The sequence below is a fragment of the Gammaproteobacteria bacterium genome (assembly GCA_013214945.1).
GTDB lineage: Bacteria > Pseudomonadota > Gammaproteobacteria > Enterobacterales > Psychrobiaceae > Psychrobium.
The window spans coordinates 158,756-179,176 of sequence record JABSRT010000003.1 but is presented as its reverse complement, the minus strand read 5'-3'; the positions used below and the strand labels follow the sequence as shown (position 1 = coordinate 179,176).

The following is a 20,421-nucleotide window of genomic DNA, read 5'->3' as shown; positions in this document are numbered from 1 at the left end:
CCAACTCAATAAATGCTTAGCCCCTAATTTAACAGGCAAGTGCATCAGAGATTTGACCTTGTCGTGCGCAGTACACGTTAATGTTAGCCGCGCACTCATTGCCAGTCTAATCCCGAAAGGTATTCAATGCGATGAGAGCCGTCTAAGGCATTAGAAAAGATTTCACTGGCGCTAACATGACATTGTCGCTCGAGAATATCCGGCTCGCTCCAACTGGTCAGTTGCTGACCGGTAGGTTCTAGTAAGTCGCGTTGATAACCCCAGTTAACACAAGATAATATGCTATCAATGGCATTGTCGCGCTGACAAACAACACAGGTTTCAAATGCCACTTTAATATCAAGACCATCAATCCCCAAACTATCACCGGTAAACGGCGTATCATAAATAGCGACTGTTGATGCCCTCGTCGGGCGCCCAACCCAAGGTTTATCATCACTATCAACTGGGGTTTGATGGCTGCCATAGCCATGTTCAAGTAGCCCATTGTCATAAAATGGTGAATCAGTATTATCTGGTACGTCGATTTGAATAGGCTCTTCACCGTTTGGTCGTTTGATATTAGCAGCGCGTACTTGCAACAAACGATAACGATCACATTGCGCAATATTGTGACCACTAACCTGCCCTATGTTATTGGCAAAAAAATGAATTTCTACTCCAATACCGGTCGCGTCATCTTTAGCAATATACCCCGCCAATTGGCCACTATTATGAAACCAAGCTTTGGAAATAACTAAAATCCCCAAAACATTAGATTCAGACTCAAGAGGCTTATCAGCAAGAGACTTAACAGTTAGAGAATTAGCAGTAAACGAATCAGATTTAGAGAAAATTACTGGGCAAACTTTGTCTGGTAACAGCTCTTGAGCGCCAACGACCTGATTTATTAGAATTACCAATAAAGTGGTTAACTTGCTGACAAAGCTGGTCATAGTATTTCCTCACGCCACTTTTACCTAAGTTGAAAGTGCTTATTATCACTTGTGCCTTAGTCAGTGTAGCAGTTAGAAATTGACATAAACGGGCGCTAACGAAAGTCCATTGATGGCCGAAGGGTGACTTAGATGAATGTAATAGCATGAAGATTAATGGGGTCTATGGCTGTTTTATTACCGAGGCTTATCCCTATATAATATCTAATTTTATAGAGACGTCAGCCCCATCGTTTAATAATACCCATTATAAATAAGCAGGAGAACAGACGTTAATATCACTTTCAACAAAGTGATTAAAGCTTTGGCTAAGTACCTGACCATTTGGCCAATATAACTCTACCACGCCAGATAATGGTAAATAACGGGAGGTATACAATGTTCCCCACCCTTGCCATTCGCTTGATTTTCGCATCAAAGGCGATTGCAGAAATAAACTAACCAAAGAGCTTGCTGCTTGGCGTGGGTCTGATAAACATGTCGACAAATATTGCTCTCGTACATAACTATCGGCTATGGCATCAATATCATCAATAGCGCCGCCTTGTTGATGATTAGTCGCAAATGAGACCGACGTTACTTGAACTTCCTCTCCCGGACAAAGCAGCACGGTTTTAATGTTACCCGTGCAATCAACCAGCGTGACATTATAAGCCATATGAATAGGCACCCGCTTTAATACCGCCACCGCTTCATCGGTACTTCGACAAAATTCCAAGATATAACGCAAAACCAGTGTTATCGCAAAACCATTACCATGCCGGTGTCTGCCACCATAAGCTAAAGAAACGGCCAAACCGTGCTCATTCATGCCATCTAAAATACCCCATAAGCAATCGGCCATCGCGATCACTTTGGTGCCATTCCAGTTAGTATGTAATAACAAACGGTCACACAACTGTGCCGGAAAATCATAATTACGCACCAGTTCAACAATGTGATGAGATTTCCCCGCCTGCGAGCAACCAGCACGAAAAACCGGGGGATTGTATAAACTTAAAAATTGTCCAGTTTGCTCATCCCCCCCTAGTGCATGACATAACCCATCATAAGTGGCGAGTAATTCTGGCATATAATGTTGTAACTTATCACGGCCTTGCTCGGCGCTAATACGCTGGGTTGAGCGACTAAACCAACGCTGATATGCAGGTTGGTTTTTGGCATAAATTAATGCAAGCTTTTCACCGAGGTAATGTTCAACCAGCGAAGAAAACCCCAACACTGGGGGCTGATTACCCATTGAAGTTATCTTCGTTAGGGATAGTCAAACTAGGCTCTGGCGCCATGACATGTTTAGTTGCTCGTGACGTTTTTTGCATTGGACCTAAATTATCAAGATAACCATTCCCCCGCAGCTCTTTGTTATAAACGGTAAAATTAACTTTGCTGTCTCTAAAGCTTTTTAACGGCTGGCCCAAATTACGCAAACCAACTTCTCGCTGACGCCGAACTAAGTCAAAATCAATCTCTGTGACTAAGAATTCATCAGTACCACCGGCTTGATGAACAACCCGCCCAGACGGGTCAACAATACAAGATTGGCCAACGCCACCAACCCCTAGCCCATTGATGTCGATAATATAGCTTTGAAACATCGCCCCACTGCTGCGCGCAATATTTAATTCAATGTCACGGTCGTTTGTCCCCGTTAATACCGGATGCAATATTACTTCTGCGCCCATTGAGGTTAAGGTTCTAAGCACCTCAGGGAACCACATGTCGTAACAAATGCATAAACCAAAGCGGCCAGCGCCGGGCACATCAAAAATCACAAACTCATCACCGGCTTCAACATTTTCTTCAAACGGACAAAATGGGAACATTTTTCGATGACGGGCAATGACTTCACCTTGCGGATTAATCACCGGCGCCGTATTAAAAATAGCATCATCTCGTAACTCAAAAATAGAACCTGGCACTAACCAAATATTATGTTTGCGTGCCATATTACAAAAGCGCTCTTCCGTAATGCCTGGCATAGTCTCAGCATAAGCATGCAACGGACCATGAGCGGCTAATTCGCTAATCAAAACCATTTCTACCCAAGGGTATAAACTCATCAACACATCGATACGTTCTTCAATCGCATCAACATTGCTGCCATGTTGCAATTGCATTTGTATGCCTGCAATACCAAATGGTGTCATAATTATTTTTGTCCTATTGATTATCTTTCATGGAGTTACTAAAGCTGCTAACTCAAAATTTTAGATTTATTTTTAATGTCGAAAACAGCCAAGTGAACTGACCTGAGAATTTTAACAAATCGCCTGAAAAACTCATGATAGGTTTTATAAAAAGCCCGCCATAATCCCCTCAATTATTTAACTCAGGGATTATGCGCGCGCTTACATATTGCTATACACCAGCGGATTACAAATGCAGGGGTTTACTGATAAAAATTGTCATTCATTGAACGGCCAACATTGTGGCAGTTTGTGTTAAAAAATCTTAGTGAGAATATTGTCGTCAGACAAGCTCGGATGCGCGCCAGAGTAAACATCCGATGATTGGAACTGCCCTTTCATTGCTGCGACCCAATTTTTAGCACGCGGAGTCAGTTTATCTGACGAGGTTTGCAAATGACCACGAACTAATAATACGCCCATGTCAGCACCTTTATAAAGATATTCACCCGGTCCTAATATACGTAAAAAGAAAGCTTCGTCCATGCCCGACACATTACTCCAATCGGCAGTACGGCGAACTAGTTCTACGTCATTATTGTTGGTTGTGCGCCATATACCTGAACGCGGTACTTGAGAAAGAATCCTAACATCGTCACCGGTGTGTTTAAATATCACATGGCTCCAGGTATCAAAATCACGCCAGCGTTTTTGGATTTCTTTAATGTTAATGTCATAATCAATGCCCATATGCTCTAGCAAATGGAACATGAGTAATGGCACGCCACCGTACTTTTGGGTCAATAAGTTGGTAATCGGCGAGGCGCCACTGATGCGCGGATTAAGCTCACCTAGATACATGCAGCCATCTTTTTTATCGATCAGGTAATCAATACAGAAGGTGCCTTTATAACCTTCTTTATAAAGTCGCTCGCCAAATTTTTTCACCATACGCTCTAACTTAGTACGCGCTTTGGCATCAAGAATATTGACAAAACCCTCATTACCACACCAACCACCTTTGAAAGGTGTCAGCTCTTTATGACCAACTAATTCACTTAAAATAGGGCCAACAATGGTGCCATGCTTGGTCGCGACAGCTTCAACAGTACCGCACCGTGGGTCGATGCGTTTCATCACTTTGATCTCTTGACCAATGATCTGTTTTTCGTGCTGTTGCCAATCTTTTTCTGTGGTAATAAAGAAGGTCGTTTTTCCTGAATCACCATAAGGGGTCTGCACAACAAGATCGTTGCCTAATCTTTTGGACTTGGCCAGCACCATTAATTCTTGATAGTTGTCAGCCGTACCTAACACATTAGGTACGCTAGCAACGCCTGCTTCATTGGCAATTTGTGTGGTTACTATCTTTGAATCTAAATGGTTACGTAGTTTATGTGGAGGCATCGCGAAATTAATACCAAGGTTTTTAGCCAACTGTTCTGTTTTTTCATCAAACATCACCGCCAGCATATGACCGCCCTGACCCTGTCTGGCCATATAGTCATGAGTTTCCTGATGCTCCATCAGGTAGTTTACAACATCTTCCAAACTGGTAAATTCTGGATAGCCACGATCTTTAGGCGTGAACACTCGATGGTGCACACCGTCAAAGCAATCAAAGTAATTAATATAACGCAGCGTCGGCACTAATTGTCCTAAGCCTAGAATATTAAAAGGCGTCGCCGAAACAAAATAAATAGGTTTTTTATAAGTGCGAAAAAATTTATAAATTTCCGTTAAACCATTGAGTTTTTTCATGTCCCTGTTCCCTTAATTTTGTTACGCAACGTTAATAAAAGTTATCTGACTTGTTTAAAAGGTGATAATAAATGAACAGTTACCTAAGTTAAATACTAAACATTAAACCTTAAGTTTGAGAAAGACTAAACTTTAACCAAAAACATCTATCCTCATTAAGCTTTTGTAAATTGCGTTTAATTTTGGATATTTGGGGGGAAATAGAAACAAAAAAGGGCCAGTCATAGGTTCTAGATGACTGGCCCCAAAATACTAACGAGAAACTTAAATTGGCTTAAATAACGGTCAACAAAAATAGGAATAAATTTAGGTTAGTTGAACTTTTATGACCACATATTTACCGACAAATTACCGTAAAAAAACTTCCATTTTATAATAATAAACACCGGCTTTACAAAAACGTTCACTGCATGTATCCATATCAAAACGTTGATAAAAACCTAACGCAGTTTCCCTAGCGTCACACCAAAAACTCTCAACTTGAGTGTTTTGCAACCACTCAATAATATGTTTTAACATTTTCGAGCCAATTCCTTGGTGCTGGTAGCGTTCATCGGTCGCAAATTTGCGTAACTGTGCCTTGTTGTTCTGAAGATAAACTGAAGCGACACAAACAAGCTCTTGATCAATAAAAGCGCCAAAGTCTAAACCAGCGGCATCGCCATCAACATGGCAAAACTCTGGCGGTTTATTAGGCCATAATACGCCATGGCGCAGCGGGATAGTTTGCTGCCAAGCAATTTTTTTAATTTTCATCTAAGTTAAATATCTCATTTTATTTCAATTTCTAGCAAAGAAAACGGATAATCATCAACCTTAACCACATTGTGCTCGACCCCAACGGGCCTAAAGTAAGATGATCTAATCTCAGCCTTGCCGCGATTTCACCGTCATGAGTTTATAGCAGAAATACCCTTTCATACTTGGTACTACAACGTAATCGTAACAGGATATTTTTGGACACTCATAAGCTTTATTCATATAAGTTTTATTCATAGATTTTAGCTAATTGGGCTTGCCCAGTGAAGGTGCTGCTTGGCGAACATTTACGGCATAACTCTGCCCTGTTATTTATTGGCTTCAGCAGCAATAAATATGACTAAAAGAGCAAAAAACAACGTGATAGAAAGGGAGCGAAAACAAAAAAACAATAAAAAAAAGCACCACATTGTGGTGCTTTTAAGTGGCAAGATTAATTAAAATTTATATTTAACACTCACGGTGTAATTTCTAGGTGTGCCATAACGGAACGAGCTAAAGTACCCTACCTGAGTGTAGTATGTTTCATTGGTAATATTAGCCGCATTAAATTGTGCGCTTAACGCATTGGTAAATTCGTAACGCGCCATTAAATTAGCTAACACATAAGCGTCTTGTGTGAATCGCCCCGTAACTCCAACAGGGTTTGTACCCGTTGAATAGGTTTCATTTTGCCAATTTAGTCCGCCACCAATAGTAAGCCCAGCTAAGTCGCCATTAAATTGGTAAGTACTGAACAATTTAAACTGTTTGGTTGGATTGTCAGTATTTATATCGTTACCGTCAGCATCTTCAGCATTGTACTGTGAGTAACCGGCAGTAATGTTCCAGCCATCAACTGGCTGGCCAACCACTTCAACTTCAAAACCTGTACTTTTTGTACCTTGCGCAGTGATATACGCGGTAGTTTGCACTGGAGTACCCACAAAGTCGGTATCAATCTGAGCGACATTATCCTGTTCAAGATTAAATATCGAAACAGTCGTATGTAAACGGTCGTCTAAGAATGAACTCTTTAAACCAATTTCAGCACTTTTACCAACTAAAGGCTCAATAAGTTCACCAGTCGCAGTACGCTCGCTTTGTGGTTTGAAAATTTCGGTGTAGCTGGCATAAACCCGATGTTGGCTAGTAATATCATACAAAGCACCTACATAAGGGATGAACTCATTTTTATCGCCATAATCAACGTCGCCGCCCCAGTCAAAACCTTTACGTAACCAAGTTGCTAATCGACCACCGACAATAAATTTCAAGTTGTCGCTAGCAGCAATACGAGTTGCTGCATAATAACCGCGCTGCTCTGTTGACATATCTTGAGTTTGAGTTTTTTGATCTTCCCATTCAGGTTCTTGTAAGCTACCCCAATCGTAGAAGTTATCAACTAGTACATAGTCATAGCCCCATGCGCTCGTGAAACCGCCGATTGGTTTTTGCGTGAAGGTGTCTGCGTCATGCTGGCTATGTAACGCACCAACAACAAACTCATGCTGTTGATCAAATAGTGTAAAATCACCTTTTAATTGGATATCAAAACTGTCTTGCTTTGATTCCCCATCACTGCGATAACGCTGAGCTTGTAACCCGGCGCCAGTGTCTTTATCTAAACTGCCTGATACATACAATAAGCGCGTATCTTTTTCATATTTTATTGCGTTGTAGTTAGCAATAATTTCCCAGCCGTTATCCAATATATGATTGACGCTAGCGAAGTAATTAGTGTTTGTTGTTTCCCAGCGATTCCAGTCCATCGCTGTAGTATCTGATACATCCCAGTCGGTGCGAGTGCCATCCGAGAAAAAGGCAGGCATCAGCCCCCATACGGCTCCTTTCGGATCACTGTGCTGATAGCTAGCACCGACACGCAATAATGTTGAATCTGTAACGTCAGCTTCTAGAACACCGTAAAAAATCTCTTTATTGTCTTCATAATAATCAACATGAGACTCCCTAGTGAGGGTTCTAGCAACAACACGACCACGAATAGTGCCTTCTTCGTTTAATCCTGATGAAATATCAGCGGTAAGACGTTGTAGCCCCCCACTGCCAGTCGCCACATCGACATAACCTGTTAGCTCTGCACTGTCAGCATGCTTTCGTACTAAATTAATCGACGCTGAAGGGTCACCGACCCCCGTTAATAAACCCGTTGCCCCACGTACAAACTCGATCCGCTCATAAATAGCGGTATCAGCAACCGTTTCACCGGAATCACCACCCAAACTCCAAGACGTTGGCACGCCATCGATTTGGTAACTGTCAACGCTAAATCCACGCGAAGAAAAAGAATTACGAACATTATCAACTTCTTCAGAAGTGACACCCACGGCATTATTTACAGCATCCAAAATAGACGTAATATTCTGATCCTGCATACGCTCATGCGTTAAAATAGACACCGATTGTGGTGTTTCTAGCAGTGATAAACCAAGGCCAGTAGCAGTGTCTAACGATTGAGAAACACTGTATTTACCGCTGATTGTAATCTCTTCTATGTTGTCATTTTCCTGAGACGAGCTGACATTTTCAGGCTGTGCTACTGCATATAATGGATTGAGGGCCAGCATTACAGCTGCTGAAAGAGGAAGATATTTAAACTTCACGTTAATACTCCAAAAGAAACATAAACCAAAAAATAGGCGCGAACAGTATCACAAATGATAATCACTTGTATTACTGAGTGTCTTTTATTTTCATATATAACATACCATTACGATATATCATTATTGTGCCAACTATAAATCGAGGGAACACAGGACAAAAAATTGCTTCCTTTTCTACTATCAAGCAGACAGAGAAATACCAGAGAAATATTTTTAGCCACTGCGACGCAACCGTCAGATTAGATGTTTAACGATAGGAGCTTACCTGGCTTGTCACCATTGATGAATATTGCAATAAAATGGCAGATTAGATTGAGAAAAAAACACATGAAATTTCATTGATTAGGTTAGCTAATTAAAATTGTCCTTAATGGCGAGTCAGGCAACAGAGTAACTATATAAATCCTATTTAATTGATCACTTGCCAAGATTTATATTACACGTTATCCAGTTGCAATAATTAACGCCGTTTACCTTAAGTCACACCGAAAAAAAATAACTACATTGTGCTCGAACCCAACGAGCCAACAATAGAATCATCGCCATGCTGATGCCACTTAGTTTCAGTTGGTGTTTATTTACAAGCCCCAATATACTCCCCATTTGCCACGACTTTAATTTTCATTTTAATGTCACCTTCGGTGCTGGTTATTTCGTACCAAGAAGTGAACGTTTTACCATTTAAATGCATTTCGCCAACCCCCTTAGAGGATCCATCTTGGCCAGAACATGCTCCTGCGATCGCGATTTCGTTAGCGCTGACACGTTTCATTTGCCATTTGCATTGTTCGGTATCATCAGGCTCAGGATCAAATAACGAGTCAATGCTCTTAATGCATTCTCTTTCCGTATTTTTCGGAATGTTAGATACCGCCCGGATCATTTTTTCAATGTCAGGAGCAGCATCTATTTCAAGTATTTTAGTTGTGGAAGTGGTTTCCCATAAGCCAAGTTTAAAATCATAACTTTCAGCGTTAACATGACTCGATGCGACGATAATCCAGGCCAGCAACGCTCTATTTAATAAATTGATCATCGATTACTCCCTAAATTAATAGCAGTTATGAAGCGTAGTATATAAAACTATTCTGCGCCGAATAGTTTTAAGCCTAAAAGGTAGATAGGTAGATAGGTAGATAGGTAGATAGGTAGATAGGTAGATATTTTCCTTAGCGAAAGAACGCTTGCATAGCACCGAGCACTGCTTGCGGTTGTTCTTTGTGGGGTATATGACCGCAGTTTTTAAGCAGTAACATACTAGAGTGCCCAGCGGTATTTTTTGAGATAAATTCAACAAAGGCTGACGAGCCGTATTGGTCGTTTTCACCGTGAATAGCTAAAACTGGGCAACGCACCTTGCCAATAGACGGCTGTAAACTCCAATTGGCAAATTCGGCTGACAACCAAACATCCGTCCATGCGCGCAAGACCCATGCTGCTTTAGACCCGTGCCATTTTTCTAACCGTGATAGCTGCCCAGGTTGCTCAAAATTTTTCTTAGCATCTTCTATCCCCTTAATTGTAAGGTCTTCAACAAATGCTTGAGCCGACACCGTAATGACAGCTTCACAATCAGGATCGCGCGCAGCAATATTTATGGCCATGCCACCACCAACACTGTGCCCCAAAAGAGCATAGTGCTGAATAGAGAGGTGGTGTTTTATCGCAGGGAAATACTTTATCGCTTCTTCTGCTATAAATTCTATTGAAGGTAATTCGTCACGCGGATCCGATTGACCAAAGCCTAATCGATCATAGGCAATAACAGGTCGAGATAGCTTTTCAGCCAAGAACGATGGAAAATCTTTCCATAAATCAACACAGCCCAGCGAGTCATGCAATAAAAAGATGGGTGAATCCGTTAAAGTAATTATTGGCGTCCATTTTCTTACGTAAACATTTGCACCAGTAATATCAACCTTAAATTCTTCAATGTTAATTCGACTCATACTCTCTCCCACCTGTAAATGAACACCAACTATATCTTAAAGTTACTGTAGCCCTACCCTCTGGCTTATTTTTGTTATCTGAGTAATTCACGCAGGGTATAATGGTCTTTTAAAATATGCTCCCCTGACCAACAGTAAACTGCCAAGCAACACACCACAAACTAAAATATATCATTTAATCATTGGTTAAATATCCGACCACTCATGCGAAAGTGCCGCCATTTGAACTTTATCGACAAACTTGCCATTGCGATAACCAGCCTGTCTTTTAATGCCTTCATGTTGATAACCAGCATTTTCATAAGCTTTAATCGCCCCATAATTGGTTGAGTAAGCGGTCAATTCAATTCGGTGTAGGCCTAACGTATTAAAACCATAATCAGTTATAAACTTGGTTACTTGCGTGCCAATACCCTTGCCCCAGTATTTTTTATCGCCAATCAGGATAAAATACTCACCACAGCGGTTTAACTGACTGATTGAAGCAATACCGGCATAACCAATAAGCTGGCCAGTTTCTTGACAACAAACCCCAAAAGATACGGTTTTAGGTGAGTCATTTATGCCTGTAAGCCACTTGGAAATGTCTGTTTTTGACTGCGGGTAAGCATAAGATGACAAACTGTACTGAGTCACTTCTTTATCACAAGACCACGCGTAGAACTCATTACAATCGTCTACTTCCAATGCTCTAAATTTTATAACTTTTGATTCCATTAACACTACTCTAATTTATAACGCGACATCGCAACTGACGCCCGACTTATCGCTCTAGGAAATAGGCGTTTATTAAGCCTACTTTATCACTTTATAACATTCCAATTAAAGGCAAAGCCCCAACACCAACGTAGCTAAGTTCATGTTGTTGCTAGCAGTGTTCTACCATTTTTTGTAACGCTTGTTCTGTTTTACTCCAATGGATGTCAGTAGTAACTATTCACCGATATGCCATTTGTTAAGCTTTGATTATTGTCCGCTCGATAAATACTTCTTTAGCCACCAACATACCATTTAAAGCCGCAGGGAAACCTGCATACACCGCCATTTGGATAATCACCTCAGTAATTTCCTCAGGCTTGCAACCAACATTCAAAGCGCCATGAATGTGTACGTTTAGCTGAGGTGAACAATTGCCCAACGCCGTTAATGCGGCAACGGTTGCTAACTCTCGACTCTTCAAGTCAAGCCCTGGTCGCTGATAAATATCCCCAAAAGGAAATTCAATTGTATACCTTCCTAAATCAGGTGAAATTTTGGCTAAACTATCAATAACTTTTTGCCCAGCCTCGCCATCGATTTCATTAAGTTTTTTAAGTCCTGATTCATAACGTTGATTATTCATTAATACTCCGGTTATCGTTTATTGTGTAATTCACCATCAACGATACAACTTAGAGCTAACTCTAAGTCAAGAGCTAACTTCTAACTCAGCAATTTCACTGTAATAGCCAATTTTCTCTTTTAACTTTTTTAAATGAAATTGTTCTGCCGTTATTTTATCTTCTAACATCACCGCATGTTGTTGCAAAATTTGCATGCGTAACTGCGATGTTGACGCCCCTTCATCTCTTAAATTCGCATATTTAAGGATCTTGTCCAGCGGCATATCGGTTTCTTTTAAACGCTTGATAAATTCAAGCCAGATAATATCTTGCTCTGAAAACCAACGGTGGCCACTAGAATTTCTAGCAACATTTTTTAGCAAACCAATTTTTTCGTAATACCTAATCGTGTAACACGAGATATTGGTTATATTTGAGAATTTTTTAATATTCATGCAACCCTCGAAGCCGCTTAATTGTGTAGCGTAACGCAGCTAACATTAACTGTTTTAAATTGTGTTTTAATACCTTGTTTCATGCAGCAGGCTCTGCATGTTTTTCAACAAACTCATTTAATTGAGCTATCGAACTAATCACATATAACGACTTGTTAGTCGATAATGCTGCTAGTTTTTGTAACAGCTCATCATTCCAAAACTTTGGACTCAGTTTTAGCATTTTATAGCTTTGTATCGTTCCTTTTAACACCGAACTGCCCTCAGGCCAGCCTTCTGGTTGAACCAGCAAGCCTTTAACAAAGCGCTTTGTCACCAACCAATAACTGACTGCGTAAGGTAAGTCTATATAGACCAAGGTATCTGCTGCAGCGAGTCGTTGATAAAACGAGCTAATTGGACCCAAGCCATCAATAATCCAACACTCGCCAGAGACTATACGTTGATGCTCATCATCGTAGGTTTTACGATCGACCTGTTCGCCATTTTTTTTATAGACCATTGAATCTAGTTGATGCAAGGGTATTGCGGTTACTGATGCCAAATTTAGACTTAATGTCGACTTGCCACTGCCCGGCTTACCAAAAACTGCTATTTTTTTCATACTAACTCCATAACTGAGACTAATCCCAAAAGGCAGCAATAAAAAAACCCGCCTCTTGGGCGGGTTTGACAATGTTAAAACGCATCAAAAATCCCACCATTGCTATGCAATGATGATAATTCGGACTATTTGTTGCGCAATATTTATATTCATAAATTTATACTGATAGATGCCCATATTAATGTCAACTGCTAATCAATGGCACATGAATTTGGCTATGTTAACGCTGGCGTCTTTCGCCAACCTAACCAGCTAACACCGGCTAAGTTTGGTTTAGCTTATTGATCATGAATTTCAGAATCTTTAATGGCTATACCTAAAAGGCCATTTAGCATAACCTCATTTTTAAAAGAATCATAAAATGAAAAGCCACATTAATGAAATTTACCTGCCAACTTCAACCTTGGTAATCCGTGATAGGTCCGTCTGATTAGGCTACTTTTGGGGTTCCGGTAATACAGGGGGCGTGCTATCCATGTAAGTTAAGAAATTATCCCAAATTTCATGGGTTCTTTGCTTGGTTAACTTCGTTTTACAAGAAAGGGCCATTACACCTCGAATTGTACCTTCACGCCATTGCGTATAAACAGAGTCACAGTGAGATGACATATAAGCCTGCCAATTATTTTGAGCCACCTTAATTGACGCGATCAGTTCAGGATCATAAGAATTATGCTCGACGCTCACTTCCAAATATTTAACTAACTCAGTGTTAGCCAACGCTAACTCGATCGATGCACAGTGGTTAATTTCAAGCGTCGTTAAAGCATATTTACAATCGGCAACAGGCTCCGTAGCCACGACCATAAACGAAAAACTAGCTAGAACTAGACCAATAATTTTTTTCATAACTTGCCTCATGCATACATAAACAGAATAACTGCCCACAGGTACTAGCATAAATAACAACGCCACCTTAGCGACTCAGTCTGGTTTTGATCATTATCTGCTACAGGCAATCTTGACTCATCAGACATCGTATAACCGCATAATGTAAGCACACAATACTAATGAATATGAGCTGACAGCGCTAAACTTCAATATAGCCCTCTAAATATGAAATAGCTTTACCAGAAATATAAACTCTATCAGCTGTAACGTCACACACTAGATGCCCACCTCGCTTTGATGCTTGATAGGCAACAAGCTGGTTTTTATTAAGATGTTCTGCCCACAAAGGAGCAAGTCCGGTATGAATTGATCCAGTCACAGGATCTTCGTCACCACCATTGGCAGGCCAGAAATAGCGCGAAATAAAATCATACTCTTTTGATGATGCCGCGGCGGTTACCACAACATCATGAGGAGCAAGCTTAATTAAATGCTGCTTATCTTGCTTAACATTAAGAATATCTTCTTCGGTTTCATATACCGCAAAATATGCTTGGTTGTTTATCAGTACCTTAGTGGGCTTTATCGATAACCCTTTGAGTAAGCTTGCTGGAATATCTTCTACCATCGACGGTTTTCGATTTGGAAAGTCCATTTGAATATCATCATTTTCTGTTTTGATAATATTCATCAATCCAACTGACTTTGCGATGATGTTTATTGCTTTTTTATCAGGAAAATCAGAAAAGATCACATAAGCAGACGCCAATGTTGCATGACCACAGAAGTCAATTTCGGTGATTGGAGAAAACCATCTGATTTCATATGATTGATCCTCACTTTTCACCAGATAGGCCGTTTCTGACAAATTATTCTCAGTGGCAATTGATTGCATTAAATCATCATCGAGCCATTCATCAGTAATAATTACAGCCGCTGAGTTTCCTTTAAACCTTGTTTGTGTAAAGGCATCAATAATGTTAATTCTTAATTTCATGCAATCTCCCAGAAATTGTTTAAGCCGTAAAACTCATATAAGTAATGATTATCAGCCAAATTTTCAATATAAATACAATAATTTAGATTATCTAATATATCAATCGTTTAGTTACAATTTAGTGAGGCTAGCATCACCGTTCAAAATCAGAAAGGTCACGGCTATCCTCGAGAATATGAGTTAATACGTACTCGAATGTACTGGGTTAAATTTGCAGGGAGAAATCAATGGCAATGAATTATGTAAACAAGATAATCAGGTTTGCTTCTTATTACGGAAAAGAGGCACAACGTGCGCTAAGTCTTACAAGACCGTTTGATTACTTTAACTTGCTAATATTACGTTGCTCTAACCACCTCAAAATTGTTGGTATAAATTCGTGGACAAAAGCGTCTTCTTCTAACCACATGAGTTTTATCCATTGTTGTACCCCAATGGTCTGAGTGCTAAAGGAATTTGCATTAAGCATGCCATGACTCGCATTAGCTATTAGTTTTGTTGTAACGAAAGCATTGCTTTTTATTTTCCAAGATTCAAACTCTTGTTTAGCATTTACATTTAAATCGTTTTCACCCCATAGAAATAGGCTTGGCACTTTAATGTTTAAATAATCGTGATTTGAATCTGATCTAAAATTATTTAACGCAAATTGATAACGGTCCTTTGTCATTGCATCTCTTCCAGCGAATCTTAAATATTCTTTAAATGATCGACCCTTTTCAAAAAATAAAATTTGCTTAGAATACTCAGCCAAAGCCAGAGTGATTTGATTTTCATTTTCGCCAGCTAATTGGTGTTTTATTTTTGTATAGTACCGCCCTTGCTCAATCCAGTTTGTCGCAAAGCCAACACCAATAAAAAAACCAAATTGTGAATTTTTATTGGCTATGCCAGGTAATACCCAGCCAGCCTGACTAAATCCAATTAGCCCAGTATTAACAGGTTTAAAGTGATATTTGTTTTGAACAAAAGCAATCGCTGCTAGCACCTCAGATTGTCGATCTGCCATCGTTTGATTAAGCCAATTTCCTGAAGAATCACCTACATTTGGTTTGTCCCAACTAAAAATGGCATAACCATTTTGTCTTAAAGGCTCCCATATAAAGCTATAATAACCTTCTGCATCGTATGGCATTGCACCATCACCATGAACAAAAAGTAAAACAGCTTTTGCTGGCTTGCCATTAGTTGCTTCAAGGTAATGCCCAGACAATCTAGTCTGTTTATGTTCAAAAAACATTTCTTGCGCATTACAATATGGCAAAGCAGACAAGACAATAAGTAAAAAAATAAAAAGTTTATGCACCTAAATTTCCTTAAGTAAATGCTGACTGAAATAAGCTAAAGCAGCCTCAACTCTCCTATAAGCTGTGGCCAATGCTGACACAATTTGTTGCGCATTACTCTTTGCAACCAATGTGCTAGCGTTGAAAATTGAACTTGATGACTTTGTTACAAACTCATGTTGGAGCAACTATGTTGTTTACTTTGAGAATAACTTAGCAAATAGTTCTTCAGATTTTTTGAGTCCATCATCAGTAAAAATAACCGATTTCGTTTTCCCTACAGGATCACAAATCAAGCCTTTTTCGTAAAGTCGATTAGTGATTTCCCAATCAATTTGTTTCCATGCACGACATTTATCATGCAATGTCATATACATTAATGCGAGAGCTGCCTCATCGATTTTATCTTCGTCTATTTCCATAATTAACTCCAAGGTTTGCGAGTTTATACGCCTCGTTAACTGGCGCGTAGGTTGGTATGGGTTCACGCTCATTACTTAGGCTGCTTCATATTACGGCATTAAAACTGCAGCCCCTCTGTGGCTTCATTGCTTAATTTAGTGAGCTCTCGGCTTTCTGCTGATCCATAAAAGCTTTTTGCTATTAAATTTGTAACAACCATATGGCGCATGCAGAGGAACCTTCTAAGCATGCTACAGCGCTGGCAATAACTAATTCACAGCATAATTACCAGCTAAAGCCAAACTCAGCGACATGCATTTATTCGCGTCCGATTAAGCGTTCTTGTATGTCACTCTCTGACCACCGCCATGCACGGTAAAAAATAAAGAATAAAGAATAAAGAATAAAGAATAAACAGACAGTTTCAATTAACGCAATAAATACATAGTGTGGGTAAGATGATCCACCAGCCCATATAAATATGACAACAACAATACTCAGTATCAAGTTTGCCCAACGGTTTAATTGATACGGCAAAACGAGGGAAAGAACAATCATCAAGATGGGAAACTCCATCACGACCGCCCCACCCAGCATCAGCCTTGAGCATATTCACCATGACCACAGCCCACAACGCTGAAAAACAATCTTACTGTCAATTTGATTCATCATAGCTCTCCTTTCTAAATCGCCTGAAACGCACTACTTTAGGATATCGTGGCTAGTATGCCCACGCATCAGTAATTGTTACAACGCAGCGCTTATAATCACCAGCTTCTTTTTGGCCAATACCTCTTACTCTAAAATGAGTTGATGCGTGAGCAAGTACCTTAATATCCTCATCAGTAACAGAGAATGTATCAACTAACTCGTTGTTTTGAGCAATAAAATCTACTTGGTATTTGAGTTCTTTAAACTTAAATTCAGTCTCGTTTTTAATATTGCCAATACACGCAACAAAAAGGCCTTCAGTTTCAACTTTGGTGCTTACGTCCGTTACAGTAAGCTTTAAGTCTTCAATAGCTTGTTGTTCAAGCGTGCTCACATAAAAATGTTTATATAAAATAAAACCAAAAATCGCGATCATCAACAGACCTGCGATCCCAAGCAGAATAGGGCTATTTTCTAAATTAGAAAATTTTGCCTGTAACGAGGTACATTTAGGGCATTTTTGTGCTCGTGCGTCTATTTCACTAAAACACATAATACATTCTTTAGTTTTGTGCATAACTATCCTTGTTGCGCTAACGCTTGATTAAAAGACTAAATATAATGAGTTAACATAAGTAACAAAGGAGCATAACCCAACTGTTTTGTCCTTTTAATTTTCATAAGTAATGCCCCTCCGACTTTTGACGTTTTTTAAAACACGCTTGCTGCGACAGGAATAGGCTTAGGTCTGCTGATTAGCTTCAAGATTCTTGATCATTTTTTCTGACAGGTGTTGAAACTGCGCTAATTCGTCGTATGACAACCCTTGGGCTAAGCCTTCTAAAATATAGCGGTCAACCTCAATCACTTGCTGGTAAATTTGTTTACCGTTTAACGTGGCAACAATAAATTGGCTACGTTTGTCTTTTGGATTCTCTTGTTTCTCAATGAGTTCCTCTTTAATCAAGGTATTTAATAATCGAGTAACTTGTGCCTTGTCACGTTGCAACGTGTTGGCAATATCGTTAGCCGTTATGCGGCTGGTGCTTGCTGCTATAAGCTTTAATACCTGCACATGCATTGGCGTGAGGCGAGACTCTAAACTTTCAATTTTGTGAGTAATGTTTTTCTTTAACGCATGAACTAAGTTGAAAATGGTTTCGACAGGGTTTACCTCAGACATAATACCTCCAATTTGATTGACAAGGTCAACTAAATTGCCATATAGTTGACCTTGTCAATCATATAGCAATTTAGCACTGCCGACAAATTATTAGGAATTATAACCATGCCCAGTCAGCCCTTAAAAAGAACCCCTCTCATTCAAAAAATATTGGTAATAGCATCGATTATCACCGTGGTAGCGGGATCATTAACGGGCATTATGACCTATGTAAATCTTGGATTTACTGCGCAATTTTACCTAAACTGGTTAACCTCGTTTGCATTAGCTGTATGCGTTATGTTGCCGTCAGGCTATGTGATGATCAGACTCGTTAGTGCACTTGTCGCTAAAGCATTTTCATCGCTTAGCCAATTAAAACAAAATATTATGATAGGGCTGATGATGGCGCTAATCATGGAATCAATCATGGCAGCCTGCACAGCCGCTAATACTATTGGCTTTGCAGAATTAGAGCTCTACTTTGTCGCTTGGCGTAATGGTTTATTGACGGCATTACCAATAGGGTTAGTACTTAGTGTCTTAATGACCTTAACGATAAAACCTAAATTGGAAAAGTTCATGGCGAGCTAGCGTATTGGCGCTAACAAGGTCTAAATCAACGTACATCATGCCGCTAAGTCTGGCGGTAAGTGTGGCGGCTAAAACCGCAGATTAAGCTGATGATTAACGACAAGGCAATCTAATAACTTTGATTGCCACTCGTCATTAATATCAGGTGAAATAATTTCTATCCGACTTTCCATCACATCGTCAAGCTCAGTTTCAGTTAACGCATCGGTGGTGAGGTTGTAACCGAAAATCCCGTTGTTGGTGATAAACACCGCTTTCATTCGCTCAACCTTTAATCGGGTTAAAAAGCCAATCAGTGCAGTATGGTCAAATACTCGACTCGCTTCAAAACGCCAGCCGATACTGCGATAACCTTCCCCCTGATTCTCGGCTTTAACATAACCACATGCTGGCAGGGTCATGGTATTTACGTCATCAGTACGCGACGCTTCATCGGTGCGAGAATGGACTTTATGATGATGGTGATGCGGCGCTGCGGCAGTTGCTTGCGTTGGCCCTTTTAACCAGCCACTTTGCAATACGCCGTGCTCGGTTAATACCAACTCGGTTGATGCTGCGCAGTGCTCTGCAACATATTGCTCAAGCAGGCCCTGTTCCTCGCCTTGATACAGATCGCGCTTGTTGCCAACCACCAGATCGGCAATTTCAATTTGCTGGTTAAAGGTTGCATGCTCGGTATAACGGGGATCGGTGAGTTTACGGCCATCAACCAAGGTTACAATCTTCTCAAGCGCTAACACATCACGATAATACTCAGAGCTTAATACTTGTAATACTTCAACCGGATGCCCTAACCCCGTTGGTTCAATCAACAAACGATCAGGCTTTGCACGTTTAAGCAATTGATTGAGTGCAATTTGCATCGGCAACCCTGCCGCGCAGCACATACAACCACCGGGCACTTCCGTGATAAATACCTCATCTTGCGCCGGACTCTGGCCCTGAAATAAACTGCCATCGACGCCAATTTCGCCAAACTCATTGACCAAAACAGCCCAACGTTCATTATCGGGTTTGTGTTTAAGCAGATTTAAAATGGCTGAGGTTTTACCTACCCCTAAAAAGCCAGTGATGATATTGGTTGGCACAGCAGATATATCATTAGAGTTCATTACTTAACCTTTTGTATCCTTTAACTAAGTCGTGATTAGCGCTGACCACCGATTCTGAGAATTGTGAAAACTCTACCGGCACCTGTTCAATCGATGCTAAATCAAATCCGGCGCTAATATTACTCATCGGTGGAATGTGGCAATTGCGGGGTAAATATAAGCCGTCAATCACACAGTTATGGCGAATAACACAGCCAGACGCAATGTTCGTTTGAAACACTACACTGTTAAAGCCAATGAAAACATCATCGCCGACCGAGCACGGTCCGTGGACAATAGCCCGATGGGCAATGGATGTTCTCGCGCCAATAGTCACCCCGGCTCCCGCTTTAGAGTGGATCACTACCCCGTCTTGAATATTAGAGTCACGTTTGATAGTAATCGGCTCCATCAGCCCTTGCTCATCGACTTCATCGGCCCTGATCACCGCATAGGGGCCAACAAAAACATTGGCCTCAATATGGACATGACCGCAAATAATCGCGGTGGGATCAACAAAGGCGTGCGGTGATATCACCGGGCTGTAACCTGCGGGATTCTTTCTGATCATCGAAGATACTTCCTTGACTGTGTATATTAATGTGCTGATTTGGCTGTTAATTTAGCTGCTTGTTTGTCTGTAATTGTAGGCTTGGTATTTAATGCGGTTTTTAGCGTTCCCAATACATTAATCCAGTTGCATGCAGTCGGTGCACACGTCATTGATTTGCTAGTTGCGGGCTGAGAAAATGAAAATCAGCTTGGGCGTTGTTGCTGGGTATGGGCCAAACGTTGTTCCGCTTTGTTCATCACTGTCCTTTACTGTTGGCCCTTTATTAAACTGAGTTTAACTCAGCAGTTTTGTAACAAGACAAAGGCGCAGGCTAATACCA

21 protein-coding genes are annotated in these 20,421 nt (G+C 40.4%); 1 reads left to right on the top strand and 20 read right to left on the bottom strand.

Annotation, left to right across the window (positions count from 1 at the left end):
- Positions 1 to 95: 95 nt before the first annotated feature.
- The 18 genes from HRU23_02830 to HRU23_02745 form a co-directional block, all read right to left on the bottom strand.
- Complete coding sequence (locus tag HRU23_02830) at positions 96 to 935, bottom strand: hypothetical protein (GenBank protein NRA53057.1); 840 nt, start codon at positions 933 to 935, stop codon at positions 96 to 98.
- A gap of 247 nt (positions 936 to 1,182) precedes the next feature.
- Complete coding sequence (locus HRU23_02825) at positions 1,183 to 2,175, bottom strand: hypothetical protein (GenBank protein ID NRA53056.1); 993 nt, start codon at positions 2,173 to 2,175, stop codon at positions 1,183 to 1,185.
- Positions 2,168 to 3,082, bottom strand: a complete 915-nt coding sequence (locus HRU23_02820) for a carbon-nitrogen hydrolase family protein (GenBank protein NRA53055.1) — start codon at positions 3,080 to 3,082, stop codon at positions 2,168 to 2,170. The genes HRU23_02825 and HRU23_02820 overlap by 8 nt, the downstream gene beginning before the upstream one ends.
- Positions 3,083 to 3,376: 294 nt before the next feature.
- Complete coding sequence (locus tag HRU23_02815; protein NRA53054.1) at positions 3,377 to 4,822, bottom strand: biotin carboxylase; 1,446 nt, start codon at positions 4,820 to 4,822, stop codon at positions 3,377 to 3,379.
- 348 nt (positions 4,823 to 5,170) lie between these two features.
- The gene (locus HRU23_02810) at positions 5,171 to 5,578 is read right to left on the bottom strand and encodes a GNAT family N-acetyltransferase (GenBank protein NRA53053.1); all 408 of its coding nucleotides are present in this window, start codon (positions 5,576 to 5,578) and stop codon (positions 5,171 to 5,173) included.
- A 440-nt stretch (positions 5,579 to 6,018) separates the two neighbouring features.
- Entirely contained in the window at positions 6,019 to 8,184 is a 2,166-nt protein-coding gene (locus HRU23_02805) for a TonB-dependent siderophore receptor (protein ID NRA53052.1), read from the bottom strand.
- A gap of 574 nt (positions 8,185 to 8,758) precedes the next feature.
- On the bottom strand, positions 8,759 to 9,220 hold the full coding sequence (locus tag HRU23_02800) for a DUF3617 domain-containing protein (GenBank protein NRA53051.1): 462 nt from the start codon (positions 9,218 to 9,220) through the stop codon (positions 8,759 to 8,761).
- A 133-nt stretch (positions 9,221 to 9,353) separates the two neighbouring features.
- Positions 9,354 to 10,133: an alpha/beta hydrolase gene (locus HRU23_02795; protein ID NRA53050.1), complete on the bottom strand. Its 780-nt coding sequence runs from the start codon at positions 10,131 to 10,133 to the stop codon at positions 9,354 to 9,356.
- A gap of 186 nt (positions 10,134 to 10,319) precedes the next feature.
- Positions 10,320 to 10,856 (bottom strand): GNAT family N-acetyltransferase, encoded by a 537-nt coding sequence (locus HRU23_02790; GenBank protein NRA53049.1) that lies wholly within the window; start codon positions 10,854 to 10,856, stop codon positions 10,320 to 10,322.
- 232 nt (positions 10,857 to 11,088) lie between these two features.
- Positions 11,089 to 11,475, bottom strand: coding sequence for a carboxymuconolactone decarboxylase family protein (locus HRU23_02785; protein ID NRA53048.1), 387 nt, complete (start codon positions 11,473 to 11,475; stop codon positions 11,089 to 11,091).
- A gap of 66 nt (positions 11,476 to 11,541) precedes the next feature.
- Complete coding sequence (locus HRU23_02780; GenBank protein ID NRA53047.1) at positions 11,542 to 11,910, bottom strand: MerR family transcriptional regulator; 369 nt, start codon at positions 11,908 to 11,910, stop codon at positions 11,542 to 11,544.
- A gap of 79 nt (positions 11,911 to 11,989) precedes the next feature.
- Positions 11,990 to 12,514, bottom strand: a complete 525-nt coding sequence (locus HRU23_02775) for an adenylate kinase (GenBank protein NRA53046.1) — start codon at positions 12,512 to 12,514, stop codon at positions 11,990 to 11,992.
- A gap of 435 nt (positions 12,515 to 12,949) precedes the next feature.
- The gene (locus HRU23_02770) at positions 12,950 to 13,363 is read right to left on the bottom strand and encodes a DUF1311 domain-containing protein (protein ID NRA53045.1); all 414 of its coding nucleotides are present in this window, start codon (positions 13,361 to 13,363) and stop codon (positions 12,950 to 12,952) included.
- A gap of 181 nt (positions 13,364 to 13,544) precedes the next feature.
- Positions 13,545 to 14,342 (bottom strand): PhzF family phenazine biosynthesis protein, encoded by a 798-nt coding sequence (locus tag HRU23_02765; protein NRA53044.1) that lies wholly within the window; start codon positions 14,340 to 14,342, stop codon positions 13,545 to 13,547.
- Between the two features lie 319 nt (positions 14,343 to 14,661).
- Complete coding sequence (locus HRU23_02760) at positions 14,662 to 15,648, bottom strand: alpha/beta hydrolase (protein ID NRA53043.1); 987 nt, start codon at positions 15,646 to 15,648, stop codon at positions 14,662 to 14,664.
- A gap of 177 nt (positions 15,649 to 15,825) precedes the next feature.
- Positions 15,826 to 16,050, bottom strand: coding sequence for a hypothetical protein (locus tag HRU23_02755; protein ID NRA53042.1), 225 nt, complete (start codon positions 16,048 to 16,050; stop codon positions 15,826 to 15,828).
- 701 nt (positions 16,051 to 16,751) lie between these two features.
- A complete protein-coding gene (locus HRU23_02750) occupies positions 16,752 to 17,258 on the bottom strand; it encodes a hypothetical protein (GenBank protein ID NRA53041.1) in 507 nt (168 codons plus the stop codon).
- 165 nt (positions 17,259 to 17,423) lie between these two features.
- Complete coding sequence (locus tag HRU23_02745; protein NRA53040.1) at positions 17,424 to 17,864, bottom strand: MarR family transcriptional regulator; 441 nt, start codon at positions 17,862 to 17,864, stop codon at positions 17,424 to 17,426.
- 105 nt (positions 17,865 to 17,969) lie between these two features.
- On the opposite strand from HRU23_02745, the gene HRU23_02740 reads away from it, so the two are divergent.
- Positions 17,970 to 18,437 (top strand): DUF2798 domain-containing protein, encoded by a 468-nt coding sequence (locus tag HRU23_02740; GenBank protein NRA53039.1) that lies wholly within the window; start codon positions 17,970 to 17,972, stop codon positions 18,435 to 18,437.
- 68 nt (positions 18,438 to 18,505) lie between these two features.
- Here the strand turns inward: HRU23_02740 and HRU23_02735 are convergent, their stop codons facing one another.
- Positions 18,506 to 19,549 carry a GTP-binding protein gene (locus HRU23_02735; protein NRA53038.1) on the bottom strand — a complete coding sequence of 348 codons (1,044 nt, stop codon included), beginning with the start codon at positions 19,547 to 19,549 and terminating at the stop codon, positions 18,506 to 18,508.
- Positions 19,539 to 20,099 (bottom strand): carbonate dehydratase, encoded by a 561-nt coding sequence (locus HRU23_02730; protein ID NRA53037.1) that lies wholly within the window; start codon positions 20,097 to 20,099, stop codon positions 19,539 to 19,541. Before HRU23_02730 ends, HRU23_02735 begins: the two co-directional genes overlap by 11 nt.
- Positions 20,100 to 20,421: the final 322 nt, after the last annotated feature.

Bases quoted from the DNA above. Each gene is read 5' to 3' on its own strand.
- HRU23_02830 (NRA53057.1), bottom strand. From the start codon at position 935: ATGACCAGCTTTGTCAGCAAGTTAACCACTTTATTGGTAATTCTAATA.
- HRU23_02825 (NRA53056.1), bottom strand. From the start codon at position 2,175: ATGGGTAATCAGCCCCCAGTGTTGGGGTTTTCTTCGCTGGTTGAACAT.
- HRU23_02820 (NRA53055.1), bottom strand. From the start codon at position 3,082: ATGACACCATTTGGTATTGCAGGCATACAAATGCAATTGCAACATGGC.
- HRU23_02815 (NRA53054.1), bottom strand. From the start codon at position 4,822: ATGAAAAAACTCAATGGTTTAACGGAAATTTATAAATTTTTTCGCACT.
- HRU23_02810 (NRA53053.1), bottom strand. From the start codon at position 5,578: ATGAAAATTAAAAAAATTGCTTGGCAGCAAACTATCCCGCTGCGCCAT.
- HRU23_02800 (NRA53051.1), bottom strand. From the start codon at position 9,220: ATGATCAATTTATTAAATAGAGCGTTGCTGGCCTGGATTATCGTCGCA.
- HRU23_02795 (NRA53050.1), bottom strand. From the start codon at position 10,133: ATGAGTCGAATTAACATTGAAGAATTTAAGGTTGATATTACTGGTGCA.
- HRU23_02785 (NRA53048.1), bottom strand. From the start codon at position 11,475: ATGAATAATCAACGTTATGAATCAGGACTTAAAAAACTTAATGAAATC.
- HRU23_02780 (NRA53047.1), bottom strand. From the start codon at position 11,910: ATGAATATTAAAAAATTCTCAAATATAACCAATATCTCGTGTTACACG.
- HRU23_02775 (NRA53046.1), bottom strand. From the start codon at position 12,514: ATGAAAAAAATAGCAGTTTTTGGTAAGCCGGGCAGTGGCAAGTCGACA.
- HRU23_02770 (NRA53045.1), bottom strand. From the start codon at position 13,363: ATGAAAAAAATTATTGGTCTAGTTCTAGCTAGTTTTTCGTTTATGGTC.
- HRU23_02765 (NRA53044.1), bottom strand. From the start codon at position 14,342: ATGAAATTAAGAATTAACATTATTGATGCCTTTACACAAACAAGGTTT.
- HRU23_02755 (NRA53042.1), bottom strand. From the start codon at position 16,050: ATGGAAATAGACGAAGATAAAATCGATGAGGCAGCTCTCGCATTAATG.
- HRU23_02750 (NRA53041.1), bottom strand. From the start codon at position 17,258: ATGCACAAAACTAAAGAATGTATTATGTGTTTTAGTGAAATAGACGCA.
- HRU23_02745 (NRA53040.1), bottom strand. From the start codon at position 17,864: ATGTCTGAGGTAAACCCTGTCGAAACCATTTTCAACTTAGTTCATGCG.
- HRU23_02740 (NRA53039.1), top strand. From the start codon at position 17,970: ATGCCCAGTCAGCCCTTAAAAAGAACCCCTCTCATTCAAAAAATATTG.
- HRU23_02735 (NRA53038.1), bottom strand. From the start codon at position 19,549: ATGAACTCTAATGATATATCTGCTGTGCCAACCAATATCATCACTGGC.
- HRU23_02730 (NRA53037.1), bottom strand. From the start codon at position 20,099: ATGATCAGAAAGAATCCCGCAGGTTACAGCCCGGTGATATCACCGCAC.